At 47.0% G+C, this 26,863-nt stretch carries 24 protein-coding genes; 15 read left to right on the top strand and 9 right to left on the bottom strand.

Features of this window, described 5'->3' with window-relative positions; genetic code table 11:
- Positions 1 to 10: 10 nt before the first annotated feature.
- The 4 genes from ICN49_RS01525 to ICN49_RS01510 form a co-directional block, all read right to left on the bottom strand.
- Positions 11 to 913 (bottom strand): Tim44 domain-containing protein, encoded by a 903-nt coding sequence (locus ICN49_RS01525; protein WP_216164894.1) that lies wholly within the window; start codon positions 911 to 913, stop codon positions 11 to 13.
- 66 nt (positions 914 to 979) lie between these two features.
- On the bottom strand, positions 980 to 1,723 hold the full coding sequence (ubiE, locus tag ICN49_RS01520; protein WP_216164893.1) for a bifunctional demethylmenaquinone methyltransferase/2-methoxy-6-polyprenyl-1,4-benzoquinol methylase UbiE: 744 nt from the start codon (positions 1,721 to 1,723) through the stop codon (positions 980 to 982).
- Positions 1,723 to 2,121 carry a gamma-butyrobetaine hydroxylase family protein gene (locus tag ICN49_RS01515; protein WP_216164891.1) on the bottom strand — a complete coding sequence of 133 codons (399 nt, stop codon included), beginning with the start codon at positions 2,119 to 2,121 and terminating at the stop codon, positions 1,723 to 1,725. Before ICN49_RS01515 ends, ubiE begins: the two co-directional genes overlap by 1 nt.
- Complete coding sequence (locus tag ICN49_RS01510) at positions 2,121 to 5,960, bottom strand: DUF3683 domain-containing protein (protein WP_216164888.1); 3,840 nt, start codon at positions 5,958 to 5,960, stop codon at positions 2,121 to 2,123. The genes ICN49_RS01515 and ICN49_RS01510 overlap by 1 nt, the downstream gene beginning before the upstream one ends.
- Before the next feature lie 134 nt (positions 5,961 to 6,094).
- On the opposite strand from ICN49_RS01510, the gene ilvA reads away from it, so the two are divergent.
- Genes ilvA through queF form a run of 3 tightly spaced genes read left to right on the top strand, consistent with a single transcriptional unit; the run spans position 6,095 to position 9,394 of the window.
- Positions 6,095 to 7,615 carry a threonine ammonia-lyase, biosynthetic gene (gene ilvA / locus ICN49_RS01505; protein WP_216164884.1) on the top strand — a complete coding sequence of 507 codons (1,521 nt, stop codon included), beginning with the start codon at positions 6,095 to 6,097 and terminating at the stop codon, positions 7,613 to 7,615.
- 15 nt (positions 7,616 to 7,630) lie between these two features.
- Positions 7,631 to 8,539 (top strand): 5'-nucleotidase, encoded by a 909-nt coding sequence (locus ICN49_RS01500; protein ID WP_216164881.1) that lies wholly within the window; start codon positions 7,631 to 7,633, stop codon positions 8,537 to 8,539.
- 27 nt (positions 8,540 to 8,566) lie between these two features.
- Complete coding sequence (gene queF, locus ICN49_RS01495; RefSeq protein WP_216164879.1) at positions 8,567 to 9,394, top strand: NADPH-dependent 7-cyano-7-deazaguanine reductase QueF; 828 nt, start codon at positions 8,567 to 8,569, stop codon at positions 9,392 to 9,394.
- Between the two features lie 78 nt (positions 9,395 to 9,472).
- On the opposite strand, the gene ssb is transcribed toward queF, so the two are convergent.
- Together ssb and ICN49_RS01485 are read right to left on the bottom strand one after the other, a co-directional pair.
- Positions 9,473 to 9,931, bottom strand: a complete 459-nt coding sequence (gene ssb / locus ICN49_RS01490; RefSeq protein ID WP_216164876.1) for a single-stranded DNA-binding protein — start codon at positions 9,929 to 9,931, stop codon at positions 9,473 to 9,475.
- A gap of 37 nt (positions 9,932 to 9,968) precedes the next feature.
- Entirely contained in the window at positions 9,969 to 11,144 is a 1,176-nt protein-coding gene (locus ICN49_RS01485; protein ID WP_216164873.1) for an MFS transporter, read from the bottom strand.
- A gap of 37 nt (positions 11,145 to 11,181) precedes the next feature.
- Between ICN49_RS01485 and uvrA the strand changes: the two genes are divergently transcribed.
- A complete protein-coding gene (uvrA, locus tag ICN49_RS01480; protein ID WP_216164870.1) occupies positions 11,182 to 14,070 on the top strand; it encodes an excinuclease ABC subunit UvrA in 2,889 nt (962 codons plus the stop codon).
- Positions 14,071 to 14,090: 20 nt separating this feature from the next.
- Here uvrA and ICN49_RS01475 read toward each other — a convergent pair whose 3' ends face one another.
- Positions 14,091 to 16,073 carry a monovalent cation:proton antiporter family protein gene (locus ICN49_RS01475; protein WP_216164867.1) on the bottom strand — a complete coding sequence of 661 codons (1,983 nt, stop codon included), beginning with the start codon at positions 16,071 to 16,073 and terminating at the stop codon, positions 14,091 to 14,093.
- An 11-nt stretch (positions 16,074 to 16,084) separates the two neighbouring features.
- On the opposite strand from ICN49_RS01475, the gene ICN49_RS01470 reads away from it, so the two are divergent.
- The 9 genes from ICN49_RS01470 to rapZ all read left to right on the top strand — a co-directional run bounded on the left by ICN49_RS01470 (position 16,085) and on the right by rapZ (position 22,534).
- A complete protein-coding gene (locus ICN49_RS01470; RefSeq protein WP_216164865.1) occupies positions 16,085 to 17,077 on the top strand; it encodes a KpsF/GutQ family sugar-phosphate isomerase in 993 nt (330 codons plus the stop codon).
- Positions 17,078 to 17,094: 17 nt separating this feature from the next.
- Positions 17,095 to 17,667 (top strand): KdsC family phosphatase, encoded by a 573-nt coding sequence (locus tag ICN49_RS01465; RefSeq protein WP_216164861.1) that lies wholly within the window; start codon positions 17,095 to 17,097, stop codon positions 17,665 to 17,667.
- A 10-nt stretch (positions 17,668 to 17,677) separates the two neighbouring features.
- Complete coding sequence (lptC, locus tag ICN49_RS01460; protein ID WP_216164859.1) at positions 17,678 to 18,319, top strand: LPS export ABC transporter periplasmic protein LptC; 642 nt, start codon at positions 17,678 to 17,680, stop codon at positions 18,317 to 18,319.
- A gap of 10 nt (positions 18,320 to 18,329) precedes the next feature.
- Positions 18,330 to 18,887, top strand: a complete 558-nt coding sequence (gene lptA, locus ICN49_RS01455; protein ID WP_216164856.1) for a lipopolysaccharide transport periplasmic protein LptA — start codon at positions 18,330 to 18,332, stop codon at positions 18,885 to 18,887.
- Complete coding sequence (gene lptB, locus ICN49_RS01450) at positions 18,884 to 19,651, top strand: LPS export ABC transporter ATP-binding protein (RefSeq protein ID WP_216164853.1); 768 nt, start codon at positions 18,884 to 18,886, stop codon at positions 19,649 to 19,651. Before lptA ends, lptB begins: the two co-directional genes overlap by 4 nt.
- Positions 19,652 to 19,841: 190 nt before the next feature.
- The gene (gene hpf / locus ICN49_RS01445) at positions 19,842 to 20,165 is read left to right on the top strand and encodes a ribosome hibernation-promoting factor, HPF/YfiA family (RefSeq protein ID WP_216164850.1); all 324 of its coding nucleotides are present in this window, start codon (positions 19,842 to 19,844) and stop codon (positions 20,163 to 20,165) included.
- 32 nt (positions 20,166 to 20,197) lie between these two features.
- The gene (locus ICN49_RS01440; protein ID WP_216164847.1) at positions 20,198 to 20,656 is read left to right on the top strand and encodes a PTS sugar transporter subunit IIA; all 459 of its coding nucleotides are present in this window, start codon (positions 20,198 to 20,200) and stop codon (positions 20,654 to 20,656) included.
- An 11-nt stretch (positions 20,657 to 20,667) separates the two neighbouring features.
- Entirely contained in the window at positions 20,668 to 21,642 is a 975-nt protein-coding gene (hprK, locus tag ICN49_RS01435; protein ID WP_216165282.1) for an HPr(Ser) kinase/phosphatase, read from the top strand.
- 1 nt (position 21,643) lies between these two features.
- Positions 21,644 to 22,534, top strand: a complete 891-nt coding sequence (gene rapZ / locus ICN49_RS01430) for an RNase adapter RapZ (protein WP_216164844.1) — start codon at positions 21,644 to 21,646, stop codon at positions 22,532 to 22,534.
- On the opposite strand, the gene mutY is transcribed toward rapZ, so the two are convergent.
- Positions 22,479 to 23,621, bottom strand: a complete 1,143-nt coding sequence (gene mutY, locus ICN49_RS01425; protein ID WP_216164841.1) for an A/G-specific adenine glycosylase — start codon at positions 23,619 to 23,621, stop codon at positions 22,479 to 22,481. The two genes, rapZ and mutY, sit on opposite strands and share 56 nt — an antisense overlap.
- Before the next feature lies 1 nt (position 23,622).
- Positions 23,623 to 24,459, bottom strand: coding sequence for a bifunctional DNA-formamidopyrimidine glycosylase/DNA-(apurinic or apyrimidinic site) lyase (mutM, locus tag ICN49_RS01420; protein ID WP_216164838.1), 837 nt, complete (start codon positions 24,457 to 24,459; stop codon positions 23,623 to 23,625).
- A 35-nt stretch (positions 24,460 to 24,494) separates the two neighbouring features.
- Between mutM and ICN49_RS01415 the strand changes: the two genes are divergently transcribed.
- Positions 24,495 to 25,985 (top strand): lipoprotein insertase outer membrane protein LolB, encoded by a 1,491-nt coding sequence (locus ICN49_RS01415; protein WP_216164835.1) that lies wholly within the window; start codon positions 24,495 to 24,497, stop codon positions 25,983 to 25,985.
- Entirely contained in the window at positions 25,978 to 26,862 is an 885-nt protein-coding gene (gene ispE, locus ICN49_RS01410; protein WP_216164833.1) for a 4-(cytidine 5'-diphospho)-2-C-methyl-D-erythritol kinase, read from the top strand. Before ICN49_RS01415 ends, ispE begins: the two co-directional genes overlap by 8 nt.
- Position 26,863 lies beyond the last annotated feature (1 nt).

The following is a 26,863-nucleotide window of genomic DNA, read 5'->3' as shown; positions in this document are numbered from 1 at the left end:
TACCTTAAGCTTAAACCAACTGTTGAATACCCGCCAGTACCCAGCCTCCAGGACCCTCGACCGGCTTACTCAAATTCCAGATTTCAGAGAAGTTATTAGCGGGAGCACCTTGCTGTTCGCGAATCATGCCACCGAACTGGACGCTGCAGTAATAAGCGTTATCCAAAATTTCGATCCCCAAAAGTTGCGCGTTAATAGTTACAACGTCGGTTTGATTGGCGCTATCCGTGCGACCAGCTAAGTCTTGCTGAATCGTGGCAAACATTTCAGGGGTAGTAAATTCTCTTAAAGCAACCAAATCGCCTTGATCCCAGGCCCTTTGCAGGCTCCCAAAATATTGTTTTGCATTTTCTAAGAATGCATATTCATCGAATCCTGGTGGTAGCGTCGACTTAAATGGCTCTGGCTCTGCGCTTGTGCCGCCAAAAGCATTGGAGGCAGGATTAAAGCCAGGCTCACTTCTGGGGGCTTGCTCAAGCGGAGCGCGCTGCATGGGGGCACCTGAAGCCTGTCCAGCACCAGAAAACGCTGGAAGCAATCTTCTAATCACAAACATAATGACAAAGCCAGCCAATACAGCAATCAACAAACCAGTGATGAAGGATGATGCGCCCTCACCCATACCAAAGTGAGATAAGAGATAGCCGATACCAAGACCAGCTGCTAGGCCGCCCAAAATTCCGCCCATCCCTCCAAAGCGACTTGGTGCCGGCGCTTGTGGCGCTGGAGCTGGAGCCGTAGGTTGAGCTTGCTGAACTGGTTTTTGTACAGGTGCAGCCTGTTTTTGCATTGGTGCGCTAGGCGCCCTGCCAATACTTCTTCCCCCGCCTAGACGAGCAGCATCAACTTGACCAACCAAAGCAAATAACAAACTCAGACTTAACAGTACTGCTTTGAAAAAATGCTTATTCATTGTATTTATCCCCTTATATAACTTCTTAACTTCTGCATTACTTCAGCGCTTCAAACTACAAAACAATTAGTATTTAATACCAATATGTAAGGCAACGATACCCCCAGACATTCTATGGGTTTCTACCTCATCAAATCCTACTCCCAACATGATTTCTTTTAAGGCATCAGCATCTGGGTGCATCCGAATAGATTCGGCCAAATAGCGATAGCTTTCTGAGTCTTGGGCAATCTTTTCGCCCAGCCAAGGCAATACCTTGAATGAATAGGCATCATAAACAGGCTGTAAAAAAGCATCGGGCTTGGAAAACTCCAACACCAAGACGCGACCGCCCGGTTTAATCACCCGGCACATCTCACCTAGAGCCACATCTTTATGCGTCATATTGCGCAAACCGAAGGCTACTGTCACCACATCAAAATGATTGGCTGGAAAAGGAATTTTCTCTGCATCAAATTGGACGCAAGGTAAGGCTAAGCCACGATCTAGTAAACGGTCACGACCAACACCCAACATAGATGCATTGATGTCACTTAACCAAACTTGAGCATCGGGATTTTTACCCCATGCTGCGGCCTTAGCAAAAGCTGCTGCCAAGTCACCAGTACCACCGGCAATGTCTAATACTTTTTGACCTGGGCGAACTTGTGCGCGGGCAATCGTGATTTTTTTCCACAGGCGATGCAAGCCAAATGACATCAAGTCATTCATCACATCATATTTACTGGCTACCGAATGGAATACTTCGGCAACCTTGCCGGCTTTTTCAGCCTCATCAACACTTTGATAACCGAAATGGGTTTTACTCATTAATGACTTCCACAGGAATGGTCATGCGAATGGCCTTTTGTTGTCATCGGCGCATCCCGATCAAGACCAGCAGCAGCCAATTTATCTAAATGCTCTTTCCATAATTGCGCTTGGTTTTCGCACAAATATTGCAAGAAGTCCCAAGAGTACAAACCAGAATCGTGGCCATCAGAAAAGCTTGGCTTCAATGCATAGTGACCCACTGGCTCGATATTAGCAATCAATACATCGCGCTTGCCTGTTTGCAGGGTTTCCTGCCCAGGACCATGACCTTGCACCTCGGCAGAAGGTGATAGCACTCTGAGTAACTCAAACGGGAGGCGATAGGTATTGCCATTCTCGTAAGAGAGCTCCAATACCTTGGATTGTTGATGAACTACAACATTGCTTGGAATCATTAAACCAATACCCTCTCAATACCGCCTTGGTTAGCCTTGGCAACATAATCTTGCATCCAGTTTTCACCCAATAGTTTTTGCGCCATTTCAACAACGATGTAATCAGCAGTTGTATCACTATCTGCGTTGAAGCGAGCCAAACCTTGCAAGCATGATGGGCAACTGGTCAGCACCTTAACATCCGCAGCCTCGTCACCCTGACGCAATTCATTGGCAGCCTTCTCCATCTCAATTTGCTTACGAAAGCGCACTTGGGTAGAGATATCCGGACGTGTCACGGCAAGCGTGCCAGATTCACCACAACAACGATCGTTCTTTTTAATCGCTTTACCATCTTCCATTTGAATCAGCTCATTGACAGTTTTCATCGGATCTTGCAACTTCATCGGAGAGTGACATGGATCGTGATACATGTATTTGACGCCGGTGACATTGGAAAGCTTGACACCCTTCTCCAGCAAATACTCATGAATATCAATGATGCGGCAACCTGGGAATATTTGTTCAAACTGATACCCAGCCAATTGGTCATAGCAAGTTCCGCAAGACACAACCACTGTTTTGATATCAAGATAGTTCAAGGTATTAGCAACACGATGGAACAGCACGCGATTGTCTGTAATCATCTTCTCGGCTTTATCAAAGTCGCCATTGCCACGCTGTGGATAACCACAACACAGATAACCCGGTGGCAGGACTGTCTGAACACCGACATTCCACAACATCGCTTGGGTAGCTAAACCTACTTGAGAGAACAAGCGTTCGGAGCCACAACCCGGGAAATAAAACACTGCCTCAGTATCAGCAGAGGTGGTTTTAGGATCTCGAATAATCGGAACGTAATCGGCATCTTCAATATCTAGCAACGCACGGGCAGTTTTCTTTGGCAAGTTACCAGGCATCTTCTTATTGACAAAGAAAATGACCTGCTCTTTAACACTAGGCTTACCTACTGTTGCCGGTGGATGCGCAGTCTGTTTTTTGGCAAACTTACGCAATAAGTCATTACCAAGCCGCTGAGCTTTGTAGCCCCAGCCAATCATCGCCTTGCGCGCCAAGTTAATCGTGTCTGGACTGGTTGCATTTAAAAAGAACATCGATGCAGCCGTGCCAGGGTTAAAGCGTTGCTGACCCATCTTGCGCAATAAGTTACGCATATTCATGGTCACATCACCAAAGTCAATTTTGACTGGGCAAGGCGTCAAGCACTTATGGCAAACAGTGCAGTGCGCAGCAACGTCATCAAACATTTCCCAATGACGAATCGATATACCGCGACGAGTTTGCTCTTCGTATAAGAAGGCCTCGATCAGTAATGATGTCGCCAAGATCTTGTCACGTGGGCTATACAGCAAGTTCGCACGTGGTACATGCGTTGCGCACACTGGCTTGCACTTACCGCAACGCAAGCAACCTTTAATGCTATCCGCAATCGCGCCAATATCACTCTGCTGCATGATGATCGACTCATGTCCCATCAAACCAAAACTTGGCGTATAGGCCATGCTGAGATCGGCGTTCGGCATCAACTTGCCTTTATTGAAGCGACCTTCTGGATCAACGCGATTTTTATAACTGCGGAAATCCTTCAACTCTGCTTCGGTGAGGTATTCCAACTTAGTAATACCAATGCCATGCTCACCTGAGATCACGCCGTCCAAAGAGCGCGCCAAAGCCATGATCCGATTGACTGCGTGATGCGCATCTTGCAACATCTCATAGTCGTCGGAGTTGACTGGAATATTCGTATGGACATTGCCATCACCTGCATGCATATGCAAAGCAACGAACACTCGCTTACGCAAGATCTTCTTATGAATAGCCTCAAGCTCATTAAGAATGGGCTCAAAAGCCAATCCACCAAAAATAATTCTGAGTTCAGAGCGCACTTCCTCTTTCCAAGAGGCACGCAAGCTGTAGTTCTGTAATTGTGGGAAATACGTGTCCATCTGAGTTAGCCACTCAGACCAATGTGCCCGCACCTTTGCAATTAAGTCGAGTGCTTGCTGAACACGATCGCCCAAAATTTCAGCAGTAGGAATCTCATACTCTTCATCACTCTTACCCAAAGGTAAAGCGCTCTTTTTCAGGAAAAGCTCTAAGCCATCCAGAACTTGTAATTTGCTCTTGAGGGAGAGCTCAATATTGATGCGCTCAATACCATCGGTGTACTCGCCCATCCGGGGCAATGGAATCACGACGTCTTCATTAATCTTGAACGCATTGGTATGACGGGCAATCGCCGCTGTACGAGCGCGATCTAGCCAGAACTTTTTACGTGCTTCGGCACTCACAGCTACAAAGCCCTCGCCTACACGCAAGTTGGCCATCCGTACGACTTCGCTAGTTGCTGCAGCAACCGCCTCTTCATCATCGCCTGCAATATCACCAAGCAAAACCATCTTTGGCAAACTATTGCGCTTTGACTTGGTTGAATAGCCGACCGCTCTTAAATAACGATCGTCCAAATGCTCAAGGCCAGCCAAGATTGGACCGCCTTGTTTGCTCAAGCCGTCAAGATAAGCTTTGATCTCCACAATACTAGGAATCGCTTCACGCGCTTGCCCAAAAAACTCCAGGCAGACTGTACGCATGTACTTAGGCATGCGATGCAATATCCAAGTAGCACTGGTAATTAAACCATCGCAACCTTCTTTTTGAACGCCCGGCAAGCCCGATAAAAATTTATCAGTAACGTCTTTGCCCAAACCTTCTTTTCGGAAACGCTTGCCTTCCACTTCGAGCAGTTCTGTTTTTATAATGCGTTCGCCCGGTTCGCTTGTACCATCTGACCAGGTTAACTGAAAGCGAACTTTTTCTACTTCATGAATCTTGCCGAGATTGTGATCAAGGCGCTCAACATCCAACCAATTGCCTTGTGGATCAACCATTCTCCAGCTAGCTAAGTTATCGAGTGCAGTACCCCAGAGAACAGCCTTCTTGCCACCTGCATTCATGGCAATGTTGCCGCCAATACAACTGGCATCAGCCGAAGTAGGATCAACCGCAAACACAAGACCAGCATGCTCTGCAGCATCAGATACTCTGCGAGTCACCACACCTGCACCAGTAAAGATCGTTGAAACTTCATGATCAACGCCAGGTAAATGCTGAGATTTCACGCCACCGATATCTTGTAACTTTTCAGTATTAATCACGGCAGACATCGCGTACAAAGGAATTGCACCGCCGGTGTAGCCTGTGCCACCTCCACGTGGAATGATCGTTAAGCCAAGCTCAACACAATCTTTCACCAAACCAGGAATTTCTGATTCGTAATCGGGCTTCAGTACAACCAATGGAAACTCAACGCGCCAGTCTGTCGCATCAGTCACATGCGCTGCACGAGAAACACCATCGAAACAAATATTGTCTGCGGCAGTATGGCGACCCAATACTTTTTTAGCGCGTTTGCGAACCTGCTCAACTTCTTTAAAGCCGCTCTCGAAGTTTTCTACAGCGCGACTTGCAGCACTTAATAGAATTTCAACTTGGCCAGCTGAATCACCGCTAGAACGTTTTTTGACTTCGCCCAAGCGATGCCATAAAGCATCAATCAATAATTGACGACGATTAGCGTTATCAAGCAAGTCATCTTGCAAAAAAGGGTTGCGTTGAACGACCCAGATATCGCCCAAGATTTCAAACAACATACGGGCTGAGCGGCCAGTACGGCGAACGCCACGCAAATCATTCAGAACGCGCCATGACTCCTCGCCCAAGAGACGAATCACGATTTCTCGATCAGAAAAGGAGGTGTAGTTGTAAGGTATTTCACGCAAACGGGGCGAGGCGGCCTCGGCGTCCAACAACTGATTTAAAGCTAGGGGTGCGTTCATAGCGTCATATTTGGTAAATATGTATTTTAATTGAGCAATCTTGATATTGGCAGGAAATAGGGAAAGATGTTGGCGGAAGGGATAAACCCTTGCAAATCTAAGGGCTTAGAGGCCATCCATGGTACGCTCATTGGATGGCAACGAACTATTTAAAGAAAATTTTATCTGCCCGAGTCTACGATGTAGCTAGGGAAACTGAGCTCGAGCTGGCCCCCGAACTCAGCAAGCGTTTAGGCAACCAAGTATTGCTCAAAAGAGAGGATAACCAGCCGGTTTTCTCCTTCAAACTCCGGGGTGCCTATAACAAAATGGCTCATTTACCCCCCGAAGCCTTAAAACGCGGGGTCATTGCCGCTTCTGCCGGCAATCATGCTCAAGGGGTTGCCCTGTCAGCCGCCAAAATGAAGTGCAAAGCAGTAATCGTGATGCCGACGACGACTCCTAGCCTCAAAATCGATGCCGTTAAAGCTCGTGGTGGCCCTTGGGTAGAAATCATTCTGCATGGCGATTCTTATAGCGATGCCTTCAAGTACTCAGAGCTCTTGGAGAAAAAACGCGGGCTTACTTTTGTTCACCCCTTCGATGATCCAGATGTCATTGCCGGTCAAGGCACGATTGCCCAAGAAATCTTTCAGCAATACCAAGAACCTATCGACGCTATTTTTGTTGCTATCGGTGGTGGTGGACTCATTTCCGGTATTGGCGAATACGTCAAAGCGGTTAGCCCAAAGACTAAAGTGATTGGGGTGCAATCCGTTGACTCTGATGCCATGAGGCGCTCGCTTAAAGCCAATAAACGCATTGAGATGAAAGATGTTGGCCTCTTCTCTGATGGCACTGCTGTCAAATTGGTTGGCAAAGAAACCTTCCGTATTTGCAAACGCGTAGTGGATGAGATCGTCACGGTTGATACCGATGAGATCTGCGCAGCAATCAACGATGTCTTCACCGATACCCGCAGTATTCTCGAGCCTGCAGGCGCTTTAGCCATTGCAGGCATGAAGAAATACGTCGAAAAGAATAAAACCAAAAAGAAAACCTTGGTAGCTATTGCTTGTGGTGCCAATATGAACTTCAGTCGCCTACGCTTCGTAGCTGAGCGCGCTGATGTCGGTGAATACCGTGAAGCAGTATTTGCGGTCACGATCCCAGAAGAGCGCGGCTCCTTTAAACGCTTCTGTGAACTTCTCGGCAACCGTAATGTCACTGAATTTAATTACCGCATTGCCGATGGCAGCCAAGCACACATTTTTGTTGGCATTGGCACACAAAAGGCTAGTGATAGCGCTGCGATTGCAAAGCATTTCACTAAAGCAAAATTTGCAACAATCGATCTGACCCATGATGAGCTGGCGAAGTCGCACCTGCGTCATATGGTGGGCGGTCACTCTGCACTAGCTAAAGATGAATTGCTCTATCGCTTTGAATTTCCAGAACGCCCAGGCGCTTTGATGAAATTCTTAACCAGCATGGCGCCCAACTGGAATATCAGTCTCTTTCATTACCGCAACCACGGCGCTGACTATGGCCGTATCCTCATTGGTATCCAAGTGCCAAAAAATGAGCAGAAGAAATTTCAAAACTTTTTAGCTACACTTGGCTATCCTCACTGGGATGAGACCAAGAACCCAGCGTATCGACTCTTCCTTAAATAAGATGTAATTCATCAGATGTCATACACACTTACCGGAAAACTCGTTGTTGCGATTTCTTCGCGCGCCCTGTTTGACTTCGAAGAAGAAAATCGCATCTTCGAGTCGAGTGATGACAGTGCGTATATGAAGTTACAGCTTGAACGTCTCGGTAAAGCAGCGCAAACAGGTGTAGCCTTTCCTTTAGTCAAAAAATTATTAGCCTTTAACGAGGGTGATGAACAGCGGGTTGAGGTAGTGATTCTGTCTCGCAATGATCCGGTCAGCGGCCTACGCGTATTCCGCTCAGCAGAGCACCATGGACTGCATTTAGAGCGCGGTGTATTTACTAGAGGTCGCCCTCCCTATCACTACCTTCGCTCATTGCATGCCAATCTCTTTCTGTCAGCAAACGAAGATGACGTTCGCGCCACTATCGAAGCAGGCTTTCCTGCCGCGCGCGTCTACCCAGAGTCCAGCAAAACCGCTGAGTCTCATCCGAATGAAATTCGTATTGCATTTGACGGTGACGCAGTTCTGTTTTCAGATGAAGCTGAGCAAGTCTTTCAGAGTAAAGGTCTTGAAGCCTTTGTGGATCACGAAAGCAAAAATGCAGACATTCCATTACCACCAGGACCCTTCAAACCCTTGCTTGAAGCGCTTCATCGTCTACAACGCTCTACCAGCGAAAAAGGCATGCGCATTCGTACCGCATTGGTTACTGCACGCTCGGCTCCAGCACATGAACGCGCTATTCGTACTTTGATGGCATGGGGCATTGATGTAGATGAAGCCATGTTCTTGGGCGGCTTATCCAAGAGCGAGTTCCTCAGAGAATTCGAGCCCGACTTTTTCTTTGATGATCAAACTGGTCATTGCCAATCCGCTGCATCGGTTGCGCCAACCGGTCACGTAGTATCTGGCGTATCCAATCGGCCTAAGAGCTAAGCGCCCACAACTTAATCACCATTTATCATGGCAATACTTCCGCTCGGTCAAGCTACGCAATATCCAGATCAATACGATCCGAGTGTGTTGTTTCCAATTCCACGCTCTGAGAATCGCCTCAAGCTCAACATCCAATCGAATCAAGCCTTGCCATTTGTTGGCGTTGATATTTGGAATGCTTATGAGCTGAGTTGGCTTAACCCAAAAGGCAAGCCACAAATTGCTTTGGCAGAGTTTCAGATTCCTGCTGACTCACCCAATATGATTGAGTCCAAATCGTTCAAGCTGTATCTCAATAGCCTCAATAGCGCACGCTTTAAAAATGAGGAAGATGTTCGCGAAAGACTCATTGCTGATTTATCGGCAGTTGCTGGCAGCAAAATTTCCACTCGCATCAATCCGCCTGAGCTTATTTCCAAAAAGGGTATGCAAGAAATGAGCGGAGTCTTAATGGATAGGCTCGATATTGAGATTGATCCGAACTTGCCAGCTGATCCATCGCTGCTCGAAGTGAATGACTCATTCGGGCCAATTGAACAATGCCTGGTGACCCATTTACTGAAATCGAACTGCCCTGTCACAGGCCAACCTGATTGGGCAAGCGTACAAATTCGTTACCAAGGACGCCCGATCCTGGAAGAAGGTTTACTGCGCTACTTGATTGGCTTTAGACAACTCGGGGAGTTTCATGAGCATTGTGTTGAAACGATTTTCTGCGATATCAAGCGCCAATGTAAACCCGATAAATTATCCGTCTATGCTCGTTACACAAGACGTGGCGGCTTAGACATTAACCCCTTCCGTACCGATCACAATTCACCATGGCCTGAAAATATACGGCACGCACGACAGTAAAAGCTTCAGCAAAAAATTCCAAAGAAAAAGCCCTTGTAGGAAAACCTAGAAGGGCTTTGTTAATACAGTAGAAACTATTTAAAACGGAATATCGTCATCCATTGCACCGAGTGAAGCGGCATTAGAAGATGCTGCAGGTGCGGACTGTTCAGTAGATTTTGCGCGGCTGTAGCTTTCACCGCCACCTTCGCTACCACCTACTGGTTTGCCACCAAGCATTTGCATGGTTTCTGCAACGATCTCAGTGGAATACTTTTCTTGACCACTAGCATCTGTCCATTTGCGAGTACGCAAACGACCTTCAACATAAACTTGTGAGCCCTTTTTGAGATATTGTCCTGCGATCTCAGCAAGCTTGCCAAAGAATGCAACGCGGTGCCATTCAGTGGTTTCTTTCATTTCATTAGTTTGCTTATCTTTATAGCGGTCAGATGTCGCAACTGAAATATTTGTAACGGCGTCGCCGCTTGGCATGTAACGTGTTTCTGGATCGCGTCCTACGTTACCTACGATGATGACCTTATTTACCGAAGCCATGTTGTCTCCCGAAGAAAAATGTAATGTGAATTAAATCTTAAATTGCAGCCGTTGAATCTACAACCTTTGCAGGCAGTTCACGCATCGACCAAGCGATTATAAGCCAGCAAAGAAGCAGTACTGCACCTGCAGCAAAGACCGACAAATCACCATGGCTATCCATCAACCAACCCCCAATTACAGCACCTGAAAACAGCCCAATCGACTGAGTGGTGTTGTAAACGCCCATCGCAGTGCCTTTTGATTCTTTTGCAAAGCGAGAAACTAAAGAGGGCTGTAAAGCCTCTAGTAAATTAAAACCGACAAAATAAATCAATAAGGCAGAAGCAATTCCCAGTACCGATGAAGTGCCAGTAAAGAAGCATTCAGCAATAAACAGCAAAACAATGGCAATTAAAAGAATGAGTCTCAGGCACTGTTTCTTCTCGCCAATAATGATCAAAGGGGCCATCAAAAAGAAAGAAAGGAGCACTACCGGCAGATAAACCTGCCAATGGTCTGACAAAGGCAAACCTGCTTGCACCAATAAACGGGGCACCACTAAGAACATTGCCACTTGCGTTGCATGCAAAACAAACACGCCAGCATTGAGACGCATCAACTCAGGACGGAAAAATACTTCTTTCAAAGAAGCTTGAGGGGCTTTCATTTCTGGCTTATGGGTAGGGAGTACAAAGTAGGTCACCAACATCGCGATCACACCAAGTACTGCCAGCACCACAAAAATACCGCTCAAACCAATCATGCGATAGATCGGTGCAGCAATCACAAGTGATAAAGCAAATGAGAGCGCAATACTGCCACCGACCAGAGCCATGGCGCGAGTACGCACCTGCTCACGCGTGAGATCAGCAACCCAAGCAGATATCGCCGCTGAAATAGCCCCGGCACCCATCACGCCACGCCCAATCGCAATCCAGAGCAAATCATCCTGAGCCGCGCAAATCAAGGCTCCAGCAACAAATAGAGAAAGTCCCCAGAAAACTACTGGTTTTCGGCCAATTCGGTCGGATAGTCGCCCTAAAGGGATGTAAAAACAAGCCTGAACGATATTGAAGATTCCTAAAGCCAAGCCGACCCATAAAGCATGCTCACCGCCTGGTAAGCCACGTGCATGAATGCTAAAAACCGGCAAAAGCAAGAACAGGCCCAGCATGCGGAGGCCAAAAATGCCTGCTAAGGCCAGAGTTGAGCGAAGTTCGGAAGGATTCATAGGAAAAGGCTATATTAACAAGTTACGCTAAAAAATCATGAATAACGAAATTAAGATCCGCGGTGCGCGCACGCACAACCTCAAAAATATCAATCTAGACATTCCTAGAGAGAAGTTAGTCGTCTTGACTGGTTTATCTGGTTCCGGAAAAAGCTCGCTGGCTTTTGACACCCTGTATGCCGAAGGTCAACGTCGCTATGTGGAGTCACTCTCTGCCTATGCCCGTCAATTCTTGCAACTCATGGAAAAGCCTGACGTCGATACGATCGAGGGTCTATCGCCCGCCATCTCCATTGAACAAAAAGCGACTAGCCATAATCCACGGTCTACCGTTGGCACAGTTACAGAAATTCATGACTACTTACGTTTGTTATTTGCGCGTGCTGGTACGCCACACTGCCCCGATCACGATCTTCCATTAGAAGCTCAAAGCGTTTCTCAAATGGTCGATACCGTTTTAGCAATGCCGGAAGATACCAAGTTGATGATCTTGGCTCCCGTTGTGAGCGAGCGTAAGGGCGAGTTTGTAGATCTCTTTCAAGATCTACAAGCCCAAGGTTTTGTGCGCTTTAGAGTGCGCTCCGGTGGTGGCACCACCAATACTGCTAAAGCAGAAATCTTTGAAGTAGATCAACTACCAGAGTTAAAGAAAAACGATAAGCATTCCATTGAGGTTGTAGTGGATCGCATCAAAGTACGCCCTGATATTCAGCAACGCTTAGCCGAATCATTTGAAACTGCCTTACGTCTTGCCGATGGCAAAGCCATGATCGTCGACATGGATACAGGCAAAGACATGATCTTCTCCAGCAAATTTGCTTGCCCAGTCTGCTCATACTCGCTGCAAGAACTAGAGCCACGCCTCTTTTCGTTTAACAACCCGATGGGTGCTTGCCCTTCGTGTGATGGCTTAGGTCATCAATCTTTCTTTGATCCAAAACGGATCGTTGCCCATCCAGATCTCTCCTTAGCATCTGGCGCTATTAAAGGCTGGGATCGCCGCAATCAGTTTTATTTCAAACTCTTGCAGACCCTGGCTAAGCATGGTGGTTTTGACGTAGAGAAGCCTTTTGAGACCCTCAGCAAGAAACAACAAGATCTCGTCCTCCTGGGTTCTGGCGATGTTGAAATTCCATTTGAGTACATCAACGAGCGCGGCAAACTCAGTGTGCGTCAGCACCCATTCGAAGGCATCGTTGCCAATTTTGAGAGGCGTTACAAAGAGACTGATTCAGCCACTGTCCGCGAAGAATTAGCACGCTACCAAAATATGCAAACTTGTAAAGATTGTGGTGGCAGCCGTCTTCGCAAAGAAGCGCGCTTTGTAAAGGTAGGCGAGAAAAAACAATCACGTGCGATTTATGAAATCAGCGCCCTGCCACTCAAAGAAGCAAAAGAATATTTTGAAGCCCTTGAATTGAAGGGTGCCAAACGAGAAATTGCCGATAAGATTGTTAAAGAGATTGGCGCACGCTTACGTTTTTTAAACGACGTCGGCCTCGACTATCTCTCGCTTGAACGTAGCGCCGATACCTTGTCTGGCGGTGAAGCCCAACGTATTCGTCTAGCCTCACAAATTGGCTCTGGTCTAACGGGCGTCATGTACGTATTAGATGAGCCATCAATCGGCTTACATCAACGCGACAATGATCGCTTAATTGGCACACTCAAGCATTTGCGTGATTTAGGTAATAGCGTGTTGGTCGTTGAACACGATGAAGACATGATTCGCGCCTCCGACTATGTCATCGATATTGGTCCTGGCGCTGGCGTTCATGGCGGCGAGATTGTTGCAGAAGGCACACCTGCCCAAGTTGAAGCGAATCCCAAATCTCTCACAGGCGCCTACCTAGCAGGACGTGTACGTATTGAAATTCCTGAAAAACGTATTCCAGTTGGCGATCGCTTCTTGGAAGTGATTGGTGCACGCGGTAATAACTTGCAATCTGTCCATGCCAAAATTCCAGTAGGCTTGTTAACTTGTGTCACCGGCGTTTCGGGCTCAGGTAAGTCAACCTTAATTAATGACACCTTGCATCATGCGGTAGCCCAACATTTTTATGGCTCAGTTGCAGAACCTGCTGCTCACGATGCCATCAAAGGTTTAGAGCATTTCGACAAAATTATTAGCGTTGATCAGTCTCCAATTGGCAGAACACCACGCTCTAACCCAGCAACCTACACAGGCCTTTTCACCCCGATTCGGGAATTGTTTGCTGGCGTTCCTTCATCCCGTGAACGTGGGTATGAGGCTGGCCGATTCTCTTTTAACGTCAAAGGTGGCCGTTGCGATTCATGTGAAGGCGATGGCGTTCTCAAAGTAGAGATGCATTTTCTACCAGACGTTTATGTGCCTTGTGATGTTTGCCACGGTAAACGCTACAACCGTGAAACCTTGGATATTCGCTACAAAGGTAAAAACATTCATGAAGTGCTTTCGATGACGATCGAGCAAGCACATGAATTCTTTGAAGCGGTACCTGTGGTGAAACGCAAACTCAAAACCCTGCTAGATGTTGGTCTTGGCTATGTCAAACTCGGACAAAGCGCCACTACGCTATCAGGCGGTGAGGCACAGCGTGTAAAGCTATCCCTTGAACTCTCCAAGCGTGACACCGGTAGAACCTTATATATCTTGGATGAGCCGACGACTGGCTTACACTTTCATGACATTCAACTCTTGCTCACTGTCATTCAAACCTTGAAGAAACAAGGCAATACGATTGTCATCATTGAACACAACTTGGATGTCATTAAAACCGCCGACTGGATTATTGATTTAGGGCCTAAGGGCGGTGCTGGTGGTGGGCAAATTATTGCTACTGGAACTCCAGAAGATGTGGCTAAGAATGAAGCGAGCTTTACCGGCCATTACTTGGCGCCATTACTAGCTCGTAAACCAGCAACAAAAACCCAGAAAAAATAACAGTCAATACGACAAGCACATCAGAGCAATTTAGATTCGGCCAAATCGGTCGCTTCTGGATTGCCTGATAGCACCAAGATGTCATTTGCCTGTAAACGCAAATCAGGGCTAAGGTCTAGCTTGACGTAATCTGCACCACTGATTTTACGGCGCACGGCTTGTACACTCACACCGTCATTTTCCAGATTGAGCTCACCTAGCGTCTTGTTAATGCTGATTGACTCGGGCAATAGGGTCACGGAATGTAAACGCCAAGATTCATTTGCATTAAAGTCATCCGCTTCAGACCCGCGGAAATATCCGCGCAATAAGCTATACCTTGCCTCGCGTGCATTGGTGACAATTCTGACCACTTTACGCATGGGTACGCCCATCATCAGCAGGACATGTGATGCCATCATTAAGCTACCTTCAATCAACTCTGGCACCACCTCAGTTGCACCTGCTGCCTGCAGCTTACTTAAATCTGCATCATCCTTAGTACGCACCAGGATCGTCATGCCTGGTCGTAAGCGTTCCACTTGATATAAGACCTTCATGCTTGCCGGCGTATCTGCATAAGTAATGACGACGGCCTTGGCTTTAGATAAGCCTGCTGCGATTAGATAATTCTCACGACTGGCATCTCCATACGAGACGTTGTCACCAGCAGCGGCTGCCTCTTTCACCCTATCGGGGTCCATATCCAAAGCAATATAAGGAATTTTTTCTTGATCCAGCATGCGTGCAAGACTTTGTCCCGAACGACCAAAACCACAAATCACCACATGGTTTTCAGTGCGGACGCTTTTGGCAGCAACGCGTGTCAATGCCAATGATTGCAATAGCCACTCGTTACTAGAGAAGCGCATCGCAATACGATCGCTGTATTGAATTAAGAATGGTGCGCCAAACATTGATATCAGCATTGCCGCCAACACTGCCTGACTTAAGGCATGGTCAATCAAATCTAAACCGTCAATCTGATTGAGCAGAACGAATCCAAATTCACCAGCCTGCGCTAGGCATAAGCCAGTCCGAATCGAGATACCAGGGCTTGATCCAAAAGCACGGGACAGCAAAGCAATCAAACCAAACTTAAAGATCAGCGGTCCAATTAACAAAAGCAGCACTAGCATCCACTGTTGATAAATCACCTCAAGATCAAGTTGCATCCCGATCGTAATAAAAAAGAGTCCTAGCAAGACATCTCTAAAAGGCTTCACATCTTCTTCAACCTGATGCCGATAGGGCGTCTCTGAAATCAACATCCCGGCCAAAAATGCACCGAGCGCCAAAGACAAACCGAAGTGCTCAGTAAGTGCCGCCATACCCAACACAATCAATAAGAGATTGAGCATGAAGAGTTCTTGAGAGCGCAATTTGGCAACCAAGCTAAACCAGCGACTCATCAAGGTTTGACCGATGACAAAAATGAGACCCAAAGCCACAGCAATTTTGATGGAGGCTGCTGTTAAGGCCAGGATCAAGTCGCCAGGATTTTTACCCAGTGATGGCAACAGAATTAATAGGAACACCACCGCCAAATCTTGGAATAACAGAATTCCGACTACGTTGCGACCATGTTCAGTTTCAAATTCAGAGCGATCGGAAATCAGCTTAGTCACAATTGCCGTCGAAGACATCGCTAACGCACCGCCCAGGGCAATAGCCGCCTGCCAAGAAATGGGGTAAATCCAGTTCATAAAAAGGCTAGCGGGCACTGCCAAGAGCATCGTTAAAACGACCTGACTACTGCCTAGGCCAAAAACGATAGACCGCATTGCCCGAAGCTTATGGAGATTGAACTCCAGGCCTATCGAGAACATTAAGAAAACCACCCCAAATTCAGCTAAATACTTTACGGTGGCTGAATCATTTGCTAGAGCTAGGGCCTTAGGACCAATCAAGACACCAATGGCTAAATAGCCCAAAATAGGGGGCAGGCCAAAATAGCGGAAAATAACCACTCCGGCCACAGCGGAGGCCAACAAGATGAGAGTTAATTGAAGGACTGACGGCATATACTTACTCGATGATAGCTAAGACTCGTGAACGAACCCTAAAGCTTGCACGCGATACCCTCACTATTGAGGCTACCGCACTGCAAACAATGCGTGATCGCCTTGAGGGGCCTAATGCAGACGCCCTGGTGCGGGCGGTAGAGCTTTTGCATGACTGCAAAGGACGGATTGTGGTGTCTGGCATCGGCAAATCTGGTCATATTGCCCGCAAAATTGCTGCAACCTTTGCTTCCACTGGATCCCCGGCCTTCTTTGTGCACCCTGCTGAAGCAAGTCACGGTGATTTGGGGATGGTCACTCGTGAAGACGTATTTGTTGCCCTATCGAATTCTGGGGAAACAGATGAATTGCTGACAATCGTCCCGATTGTTAAACGCACTGGTGCAAAACTAATCGCCCTCACTGGCGCACCCCAATCCTCCCTGGCAAAGTTAGCGGATGCGCATTTGGACACCAGCGTAGAAAAAGAGGCTTGCCCTCTTAACTTAGCGCCCACCACCAGCACCACAGCAGCTTTAGCGATGGGTGATGCCCTTGCCGTTGCGCTCTTGGATGCCAGAGGTTTTCAGGCTGAAGATTTTATTCGCTCACATCCGGGCGGCAGACTCGGTCGCAAGCAATTAAGTTACGTGAGCGAAGTCATGCGCAGTATTGATGAAACACCAAAGATTTCTATCCAAGCCTCTCTACAAGAAGCCTTGTTAGAGATGACCGCTAAACGGATGGGCATGGTCATCACGCTTGATGCCAGCAACAAGGTGGCAGGCATCTTTACTGATGGTGATTTACGCCGCTTGCTAGAGAAGAGTACCAATCTGGATGGTGTGACTTTGAAGGAAGCGACAACCTCGGCACCGAGAACCATTCCACCAGAACTACTCGCTGAAGAAGCCATTGAGATGATGGAGAAATATCGCATTAACCATTTAGTAGTAGCCGATAACAACGGCACTCTACTCGGTGCCCTCAATCTGCATGACCTATTTGCAGCTAAAGTTATTTAAGGTAGTTTATTTAATTCATGCCAAGCGCTTTTAATACTCACAATACAAATCCTCTAAGCCAATATCCACAAGCATGGGAACGCGCTGGCAAAGTCAAGCTCTTAGTACTGGATGTGGATGGGGTGTTGACCAATGGGCAAGTATTCATTGGGGCTGACGGCAAAGAATCTTTAAAAGCTTTCGATATTCAAGATGGTCTAGGCATCAAGTTGCTAGAGCAATGCGGCATTCCCACCGCCATTATTACTGGTCGCAACTCCAAAATGGTGTTAGCTCGTTGCGAGGAGTTGGGCATTAAGCATGTCCACATGGGTGTTGATAACAAAGCAATTGCGCTCGAGAAAATTTTGAAGTCTTTATCTTTAACTCACTCAGACTGTGCGGTCATGGGTGATGATTGGCCAGATCTTAAAATGATGCGTAAAGCTGGCTTTACAGTTTGCCCCGCCCAAGGACACGAAGCAGTTAAGGAGAGCGTGCATTTTGTCACCAGTCGCGTTGGTGGTAGTAGCGCAGTACGTGAGTTATGCGATCTCATTCTCAAAGCGCAAAACCGCTATGAAGAACTGCTAAACCAAGCTCGCAATTAAGCAATCAGTAATGCAACTCAATCCCAAGCAAATCAAAGTTAGTTTAGGTCGCACCATATTGCGCCTAATGCCATTGATTTTGATGGGCACAATTACCCTGATTACTTTTTGGCTTGTTAAAAAAAATACGCCACCAGAAAGCTCATTACTTGAACGTGTTCGACTTCATGAGCCCGACTACACTATTCAGAATGGTGCGCTATCAGCCCTCAATGAACTTGGCAATACAAAATATCGAGTGCTGGGTAAAAAAGTAACTCACTACGACGATGACGCATCAATCGATATCCTTACGCCGCGCATGCGTTTATTTCAAGCAGATAAAGCACCAGTCACAGTAAAGTCAGATACGGGTCATCTCGACGGTGATCTCACCATTCTGGACCTCGTCGACAATGCTGAAATTTTTCGTCCAGCACAAGCAGCTACTGCTACCGAACCAGCAACATTGCGTATGCTTGCACGATCGTCTTACTTTAAAGTACTCATTAATGACGACATCATTGAAACCGATAGGCCGATCAGACTGGAGCAAGGAATGTCAGTCATGAACTCTACTGATGGTGGCACCTTTAATAATGTAGACCAAAGTATGGTGTTATCAGGACAGGTAAAAGGTCGCATTGAGCGTCTACCGCGAGAGGCGCAGTAAGGTGATTGCTATGCGCCCTCTTCGAAATATTGTTTTAGGTTTAACAGGCTTGAGTATTTTTATCATGCCGCTGGCTCATGCCGAAAAAGCAGACCAAGATAAACCTCTCATCCTAGAGGCAGAAAAAGTTTCTGTAAACGATGTGCAACAAACCTATGAGCTAAATGGCCAAATTCTCCTGATTAAAGGGACGATTGTTGTTACGGGTGAACAAGGAAATATCAAAGTAGATCCTGAAGGCTACGAATATGTTGATATGAAAGGCACGCCCGAAGAAGTCGCGAGCTTTAGACAGAAACGTGAGGGACCTGCTGACGAATTTATGCAAGGCCGCGCTACCAATATCAACTACAACGCTAAAACGGAGTTTCTGACGCTAACAGGTGATGCCAGCTTAAAACGACTACTCAACATGCAGATGCTAGATCAATTGCGTGGCTGGAAAATTGAGTACGATGATATTAAGCAGTACTATCGCGTATCACCTCCAACAGATGCAAAAGTAGATGACTTGCCTTTGGCTAGAGCCATTCTTTCACCAAGACGAAAAGCCACATTAGAGAAATGACAGCAGATTTAAGCAAAAATAATAGTCCTGCAACCCTTAGCGCGCATCACCTGCAAAAACGCTACGGCTCCAGAACCGTTGTGCGCGATGTGTCGATTGAAGTGAAATGCGGCGAGGTGGTTGGACTGCTTGGCCCGAATGGCGCAGGCAAAACTACTTCTTTCTACATGATTGTTGGTCTTGTCCCGTTAGATGGTGGCAACATTGTTCTAGATGGCACCGATATTACCCATCTGCCGATTCATGAACGCGCCAGAATGGGCCTGTCCTATCTGCCGCAAGAAGCATCTGTTTTCAGAAAACTCAATGTTGCTGAAAATATTCAGGCAGTACTAGAGCTACAAGTTCAGGATGGTAAATCTTTAAGTAAGGCTGAGATTGCCCAACGCCTAGATGAACTTTTAGGTGAGTTGCAAATTACCCACCTCAGAAACAATCCCGCACTATCGCTTTCCGGTGGCGAACGCCGACGCGTGGAAATTGCGCGCGCGCTCGCATCTCAACCTAAATTTATCCTGTTAGATGAGCCATTTGCCGGTGTTGACCCTATTGCTGTTGGGGAAATTCAAAGAATCGTCCGTTTTTTACGCGATCGTCAAATCGGCGTTTTGATCACCGACCATAACGTTCGTGAAACTCTAGGTATTTGCGATCACGCTTACATCATTAGCGAAGGTAGCGTTCTGGCTGAAGGTAAACCAGACCAAATTATTGAAAATGATGCTGTCCGTAGGGTCTACCTAGGCGAAAACTTCAGGATGTAAGAATTCCCTTTTTAGGGGGTATTTCTGAAATAAAGCGGTTTACCCTCTTGGATTTCAGCAAAATCGCTGATACGCTGGAGGTTCATGAAGTTCATTCCAAAGATACAAGTACCAGACAAGTATAAAAATTACGGGGCATGCTGCGCACCCCAGGAATATGTATGCGCATGCACACAAAAAGGAGCTGAAGATGAATTTAAAGATTAATAGCCGCCATGTAGAAGTGACACCTGCCATGCGCAGCCACTTAGAAGCCGGTCTAGCCAAAATTCGTAAGCATTTTGACCACGTGCTTGATGCCTCAGCCATTTTGATTGTCGATAACGCTAAAGAGAAAGATCTTCGCCAGGGAGCGGAGATTACGATTCACCTTAAAGGCAAGGAGCTATTCGCTGAGGCGCATAACGCAGACCTCTATCATGCGATGGATCAAGTTGTTGACAAGTTGGAACGTCAAGTCGTGAAACACAAAGAAAAAATTCAAGATCACTATCACGATAAGCATTTTGAGTAAGTGTTGATTCAGGACACCTATAATCACTTGATATGACTGCCCTGATAGATCTTTTCGCCCTCGACTGCATTGCATTAAATAATCCGGCCAAAAACCGTTCTGATGCATTTGCTGTCGCTGGCGATCTCTTTGCAAAGCATACTGGTATTGATGCAGCAGCCGTTATTGGCTTCTTAAATGTTCGAGAAGATTTAGGATCAACCGCACTTGGCGCAGGAGTTGCAATACCGCACGGTCGAGTCAAAGGCCTGAAACATCCGGTAGCTGCTTTTATCAACCTGCAAAACCCGATTGATTTTGCAGCACCAGATGGCGAGCCAGTATCGCTCTTGATTTTTTTATTGGTCCCTGAAAAAGCAACTCAGCAACATCTCGAAATTCTGTCGTCTATCGCACAGCTTTTATCGGATTCAGATGCACGTAAACATCTAGCGACGGAAAGTGACCCAGAAAAGGTGTGTCAGCTTTTGCAACAATGGGGTTCCCAGTAATGACACAACCCTTGCTCCTAGAGGGCGTGAACGCCCAGCAGATTTTTGATGACAACGTTTCTGACTTAAAACTTTCTTGGATCGGTGGGTTGGAAGGTGCAGATCGCACGTTTCCCCCAGAAGCCATTAAAGCTGCTGCAGCGAGCTCAGATTTAGTTGGGCACTTAAATCTGATTCACCCCAGTCGTATCCAGATTTTTGGTGAACAAGAAGTCGATTACCACGCAGCATTAGAGCCTAAGCAGCGGCAAGAGCAAATCTCCAGCCTCATCTCTAAAACGCCTCCCTGCGTGATTGTTGCTGATGGCAAGGCAGCCGATGCTGACCTACAGCTTTTTTGCCAGCGCTCATCAACCCCCTTATTCACCACTGCTGTTTCTGCAGCCGAGGTGATTGACCACCTGCGCACCTATCTGACCAAGATTGGCGCCCCTCAGATCACCATGCATGGTGTCTTTATGGATATCTTGGGCCTTGGTGTTTTATTAACAGGTGAGTCTGGGCTAGGTAAAAGCGAATTAGGTCTTGAATTAATCTCCCGTGGCCACGGTCTAGTGGCTGATGATGCAGTTGACTTTGCGCGCCTGGGACCAGACTACATTGAGGGTCGTTGCCCAGTCATTTTGCGCAACCTCCTAGAAGTGCGCGGCCTGGGTCTGTTGGATATTCGAACCATTTTTGGCGAGACTGCAGTACGCCGCAAACTAAAACTACGCTTGATTGTGCAGTTAGTGCGCCGTAACGATGGCGAATTTGAACGCCTTCCCCTGGAAGCCCAACATATTGATGTATTGGGCATTCCAATTCGGACGGTAAAAATTCAAGTGGCTGCGGGGCGCAACTTGGCAGTTCTCGTTGAAGCAGCTGTTCGTAATACGATCTTGCAATTACGGGGTATTGACACCCTTAAAGAGTTTATTGAACGTCAGCGCATTCAAATGAATGCAGAGGCTGAGTCAAGCAAAACTCAAGGGCGCCTTCTGTAATATGCAAATTAATCTGATTACCGGAATCTCGGGCTCAGGTAAATCAGTTGCACTGAGAGCCTTTGAAGATGCTGGCTATGATTGTGTAGACAACTTGCCAGTGTCCTTGCTTGAAAATCTCGTCAGCACTCTAGAGAGTGAAAAATGCGAACAAGTCGCGGTAGCAATTGATGCGCGTCGCGGAGAATCCATTGTCAATCTACCACTCATTCTTGAAAGCCTCCGCCGCCAACATGAGGTAAGGGTTATCTTTTTGAACGCCAGTACAGAGACTCTGGTTCAACGTTTTTCAGAAACTCGCAGGCGCCACCCACTTTCAGACAATGCTAACAATCCTCAATCAGCCACATTAATCGAGGCCATTGATAGAGAGCGGAATTTACTTGAGCCTCTAAAAGACCAAGCCCATAGCATCGATACTAGCAACCTTCCAGCCCACACCTTGCGCTCATGGATTCATGATTTACTAAAAGATAAACCCCTTGGTCTAACCGTTATCTTTGAATCGTTTGGATTTAAAAAGGGTATACCGAGTGAGGCAGATTTGGTTTTTGATGTGCGCTGCCTGCCTAACCCTCACTATGACAAAGAGTTGCAGCCATTAAGCGGCAATGACAAACCCGTTATCGAATTTCTGGAAAAAATTCCAGAGGTGGCAAGCATGGAGAGCGACATCATTCAATTTATTGAAAAATGGTTGCCCCATTACATCGCACAAGGTCGGAGCTATTTGACGATTGCCATTGGGTGCACTGGTGGACAACATCGATCGGTATATCTTGTGAATCGTATTAGCGAATACTTTCACTCACAAAAGAAGCTTGCCGAATTACAGATTAATTTTTTAGATCGTCACCGCGAGCTAGACTCAATCCCTGTAAAAGCAGTTTGATTGGTTGCGGCAAGCCATACTGCCCTAACTTAGCCAAGGGCACCCACTTTAAATCCCCACTTGCGAATGCATACGCTTTGCTTGTTTGAACATTCCAAATTTGTATCCATAAACGTCTGTGGGTAAAGATATGTTTAATATTTTCTCCACGTTCAACTTGTTTACCTAGTTTTAGCAAGGGGCCTGCTGTCTCATTAGATAAAGTCAGCGCCAGTAAATCTTCTAACTTCGGAGTGGCACCCACTTTGCTGACTTTTGCTTTAGCCACCCAAGCAGACTCTGGCAAACACCATAGACCACCCCAAATTGCCTTGCTCGGACGCTTTTGTAATAAGACCTGATTGCCATGGCGCAGTAGTAGCATGTCGCAATCAAATTCAGGTGACTTTGCTTTAATGGTCTTTTGCGGAAATAACAGTACCTGATCACTTAAGTTGGCCTGACATTCTTTTGCGAAAGGGCATTTTCTCTCACCGGTCAAACATACCGGCTTGCGGGAAGTACACCAAGTCGCTCCAAAATCCATTAAGGCTTGGGTATAGATTGGCATATCTTCGGACTTGGTGGGGAGCAGTGAGCTCGCTAAGCTCCACAGTTGATCATTCACTTTTTTATCTTGCAAGGCGCCATCGATACAAAATAAACGCGCGAGGATGCGTTTCACATTGGCGTCCAAGATCGGTGCACGCTCATGAAAGGCAAATGCAGCAATTGCGCCTGCGGTAGAACGCCCAATACCTTTGAGCTGCTCCAGTAAGACGGGATCACTTGGAAACTTGCCAGAAAATTGCTCCATGACTTGCTTTGCGCAAGCGTGTAAATTTCGGGCTCTTGAGTAGTAGCCTAGTCCGGCCCATTCAGCGAGAACTTCATCAATATCAGCCGCAGCCAATCTCTTGACCGTTGGAAAGCGCTTCATAAAACGCGGGTAACGTTCCAACACCGTAGCAACTTGTGTTTGTTGCAGCATGATTTCTGAAACCCACACTGCGTAAGGATCACGATTGTTTTGCCAAGGCAAACCTTGACGACCGTCTACCCCATGCCAAGCGATGAGTTTTTTGGAAAAGGTTTTGATCAAACTCATATCAACGCTTCTGACATTGCGCACAAAAATACGTGGAGCGCTGCCCTTGGACAATTTGCTTGATGGGCGTCTTACACACTTTGCATGGTTGATCTTTTCGATCATAGACCTTCGTTTGCACCATGAAGTGGCCCGGGTCACCTTCACTATTGACGAAGTCTTTCAGGGTGCTGCCACCGGCATCAATGGCCCGCTTCAAAATCAATCTCACTGCAGCCGCTAAACGAGAACACTGGGGCCGCATTAACTTACCCGCTGCTTTTGCAGGATGTATGCCAGCCTCGAACAAACTTTCTGAGCAGTAGATGTTGCCCACACCCACCACGGCTTGACCTGCCAATAAGAATTGCTTCACAGCAACGCTGCGGCCTCGCGAATGTTGATACAAAACCTCGGCACCAAGCTCTCCTGAAAATTCTGGGGAGAAAGGCTCTACTCCTAATTTGAGTAGCAATGGATAGTTCTCGACGGGACCTTTTGATTTAGGGTGCCATAGCACTGCGCCAAATTTGCGGGGGTCATGCAGGCGCAAGCTGAGCTTTCCAAATTCAAATGTCACGCGATCATGTATTTTGAGTGGATCGCTACTAGGCAGCACTCGCAATGTGCCAGTCATACCTAGGTGCAGCAATAGATAGCCAGTCTCCATCTCGAGCAGCAGATATTTGCCACGACGTTTGATGGAGCTTACTTTCTGGCCTGGAAGTATTTTGGTTAAATTACTGGGGACCGGCCAACGCAGACGGCCATCAATGACCTGAACAGCGCTCACTTTGCGCCCCTCAAGGTGTGGTTGAATCCCAAGTCTGGTGACCTCTACTTCTGGAAGTTCTGGCATAAATGGATTGTAGATTCGCGGATTAGAATGTGCTTATGACCAAATTTACGCTTAAGCCATATTTTCAGGGTTTATTCATCGCAACAATACTAGGTGCTGGAGCATGCTTGCCAACTCTTGCTGTTGCGCAGGCTAATCGTCCAGATACCGGCGAAGGTGTATTTGAAGTCCTTGCCTCGGAGATCGCCTTGCAGCGCGGTGAGGCAGGCTTGGCATACAACACCTACATGGAGATGGCTCGGCAGTACCGAGATCCCCGTTTGGCACAGCGGGCTATGGAAATTGCGATCACCGCCGGATCGCCAGATTTAGCACTACAAGCCACTCAACTCTGGGATACCCTCACCCCACCATCTGAGACTAAGCCAAAAGAAGTGTTGATTACCTTGCTGGCATTAAGTCAGCGCTGGCCAGATCTAGTGAAGCCAACGATTGAGCTTCTCAATCAACAAACCCTAGCGCAAAGAGAAAATACCTTATTGCAATTGCAATCCTTGTTGGGCAAGGCGAATGATGAAACGCAAGCGTTACAAGCTTTTTATGAAATCGTTTCAGCAGTAAAGCCTGAACCAAAAGATCCCAATCTTTTGTACACCTATGCCATGTCAGCTGAAAAATCTGGGCATATGGATGTGATGGAAAAAATATTGCGTCAAATTTTGCGCAAGAACCCTAACGATGTGAACTCCCTCAATGCATTGGGTTACTCGCTTGCAGACCGTAATCTCAAATTACCTGAAGCATTTACGCTTATTAATAAAGCGCACCAACTCTCACCACGTGATGGTTTTATCTTAGATAGTCTTGGGTGGGTTAACTTTCGCTTAGGTAAAAACGCACTTGCCCTAGAACAGCTGCAACAGGCATTCACACAGAAACCTGAAGCAGATATTGCGGCACATTTAGGCGAAGTACTCTGGACAATGAACCGCACCGCCGAGGCTGAAGACGTATGGCGTCAGGGGCAAAAACTTGATGCGAATAACGCGACGCTGAAAGAGACTCTAAAGCGCTTGAAACCAGACTGGTCGCTTGCAGTACAGGCCCCTAACGGCTTATGGGATGGTCGTTTTGCGGTCAAAATCACTGGCCTCACTGACAGCCAAAATCAAGGTGGATCTGGCGGATTTACCTTAACGCAAGACGCACTCAAAGACGTTTTAGAAATTCGTAATCCTGTTGGTGGCTCGATTGCCAAAATCACCATTACACCTGGTGAGGCAACACTAGAACGCAATGGTGAAACGATTACTGCGATTGATGCCGACACATTACTTCAGAATGCTTTAGGCTTGCCACTGCCCGCACGCGGTCTTTCAAATTGGTTGCGCGGCGAAGTACGTCCAGGCGGTAATGCCAGTGTCGAAAGAAATACAAAAGGTCAGGTCAGCAAAATTATTCAAGACGGCTGGACTCTGAACTACAACTGGGGCGAATCCAATCGCCTAGAAAAACTCGTCATGACTCGCAGCTCCAATATTGGGTCGATTGATATTCGCTTGGTATTTGATTCCCCGAATGACTGAAGTAAAGCAAGCCACATTGGAGCTAAGCTGCCCAGCAAAGCTCAATCTTTTCCTACATATTGTTGGACGTCGATCCGATGGTTATCACCTCCTTCAATCAGCTTTCCAGTTGATCGATTGGTGCGACACGGTCACCCTGAAAACCATCCCTGAAAATGAAGTGCGTCGGAGTAACCCAATTCCTGGCGTCCCACCAGAGCAAGATTTAGTGGTTCGTGCCGCCAGACTGCTCAAAGAATTTGGCAAGGTTTCTAGTGGCGTTGAAATTCATCTCCAAAAAGAAATCCCCATGGGGGCTGGCCTTGGTGGCGGCTCCTCAGATGCCGCCTCGACACTGATCGGCCTGAACCAGCTTTGGAATCTCCATTTAGATAAAGCGAGCCTTAGTCAGTTAGGCTTACAGCTTGGGGCTGATGTCCCCTTTTTCATCTTTGGCCATAACGCCTTTGTAGAAGGAATTGGCGAGCAAATACAAGGTATTGCCTTGGAAAATCGAGATTTTTTGGTCATTTTTCCCAACAAGGGCATAGCCACTGCTAGTATTTTTCTAGACTCTAAATTGACCCGAGATCACGCTCCGATTACAATAGATGGCTTTCTTGCATCGCCATTGTCAAATCATTTGAACGATTGTCAGGCGGTAGCGATGCGGATATGTCCTGAAGTGAAGCAAGCATTAGATTGGATTAGCGTGGCGTTACCGAACTCGGAGCCTCGTATGTCTGGCTCTGGAAGTAGCGTATTTACAGCCTTAGCGGCCAAAACAGATACCGCAAAACTAGAAAATCTTTTGCAAAATCTTCCAAAAGGATGGGTAGGTCGAATTGTTCGGGGGCTAAATAAAAATCCCGCTTACAATTTGATCTCTTCAGATTGAC

The sequence above is a fragment of the Polynucleobacter finlandensis genome (assembly GCF_018881755.1).
In the GTDB taxonomy this organism is placed as follows: domain Bacteria; phylum Pseudomonadota; class Gammaproteobacteria; order Burkholderiales; family Burkholderiaceae; genus Polynucleobacter; species Polynucleobacter finlandensis.
This window is presented reverse-complemented; position numbering and strand designations above follow the sequence as displayed.

Coding starts and splice junctions, on each gene's coding strand:
- queF (WP_216164879.1), top strand. CDS start 8,567: ATGGCAATACTTCCGCTCGGTCAAGCTACGCAATATCCAGATCAATAC.
- ICN49_RS01525 (WP_216164894.1), bottom strand. CDS start 913: ATGAATAAGCATTTTTTCAAAGCAGTACTGTTAAGTCTGAGTTTGTTA.
- ICN49_RS01510 (WP_216164888.1), bottom strand. CDS start 5,960: ATGAACGCACCCCTAGCTTTAAATCAGTTGTTGGACGCCGAGGCCGCC.
- ICN49_RS01515 (WP_216164891.1), bottom strand. CDS start 2,121: ATGATTCCAAGCAATGTTGTAGTTCATCAACAATCCAAGGTATTGGAG.
- mutY (WP_216164841.1), bottom strand. CDS start 23,621: ATGAGTTTGATCAAAACCTTTTCCAAAAAACTCATCGCTTGGCATGGG.
- lptA (WP_216164856.1), top strand. CDS start 18,330: ATGCGCCCTCTTCGAAATATTGTTTTAGGTTTAACAGGCTTGAGTATT.
- ubiE (WP_216164893.1), bottom strand. CDS start 1,723: ATGAGTAAAACCCATTTCGGTTATCAAAGTGTTGATGAGGCTGAAAAA.
- ICN49_RS01415 (WP_216164835.1), top strand. CDS start 24,495: ATGACCAAATTTACGCTTAAGCCATATTTTCAGGGTTTATTCATCGCA.
- ICN49_RS01485 (WP_216164873.1), bottom strand. CDS start 11,144: ATGAATCCTTCCGAACTTCGCTCAACTCTGGCCTTAGCAGGCATTTTT.
- mutM (WP_216164838.1), bottom strand. CDS start 24,459: ATGCCAGAACTTCCAGAAGTAGAGGTCACCAGACTTGGGATTCAACCA.
- ispE (WP_216164833.1), top strand. CDS start 25,978: ATGACTGAAGTAAAGCAAGCCACATTGGAGCTAAGCTGCCCAGCAAAG.
- ssb (WP_216164876.1), bottom strand. CDS start 9,931: ATGGCTTCGGTAAATAAGGTCATCATCGTAGGTAACGTAGGACGCGAT.
- lptB (WP_216164853.1), top strand. CDS start 18,884: ATGACAGCAGATTTAAGCAAAAATAATAGTCCTGCAACCCTTAGCGCG.
- lptC (WP_216164859.1), top strand. CDS start 17,678: ATGCAACTCAATCCCAAGCAAATCAAAGTTAGTTTAGGTCGCACCATA.
- ilvA (WP_216164884.1), top strand. CDS start 6,095: ATGGCAACGAACTATTTAAAGAAAATTTTATCTGCCCGAGTCTACGAT.
- ICN49_RS01440 (WP_216164847.1), top strand. CDS start 20,198: ATGACTGCCCTGATAGATCTTTTCGCCCTCGACTGCATTGCATTAAAT.
- ICN49_RS01500 (WP_216164881.1), top strand. CDS start 7,631: ATGTCATACACACTTACCGGAAAACTCGTTGTTGCGATTTCTTCGCGC.
- uvrA (WP_216164870.1), top strand. CDS start 11,182: ATGAATAACGAAATTAAGATCCGCGGTGCGCGCACGCACAACCTCAAA.
- hpf (WP_216164850.1), top strand. CDS start 19,842: ATGAATTTAAAGATTAATAGCCGCCATGTAGAAGTGACACCTGCCATG.
- rapZ (WP_216164844.1), top strand. CDS start 21,644: ATGCAAATTAATCTGATTACCGGAATCTCGGGCTCAGGTAAATCAGTT.
- ICN49_RS01475 (WP_216164867.1), bottom strand. CDS start 16,073: ATGCCGTCAGTCCTTCAATTAACTCTCATCTTGTTGGCCTCCGCTGTG.
- ICN49_RS01465 (WP_216164861.1), top strand. CDS start 17,095: ATGCCAAGCGCTTTTAATACTCACAATACAAATCCTCTAAGCCAATAT.
- ICN49_RS01470 (WP_216164865.1), top strand. CDS start 16,085: ATGATAGCTAAGACTCGTGAACGAACCCTAAAGCTTGCACGCGATACC.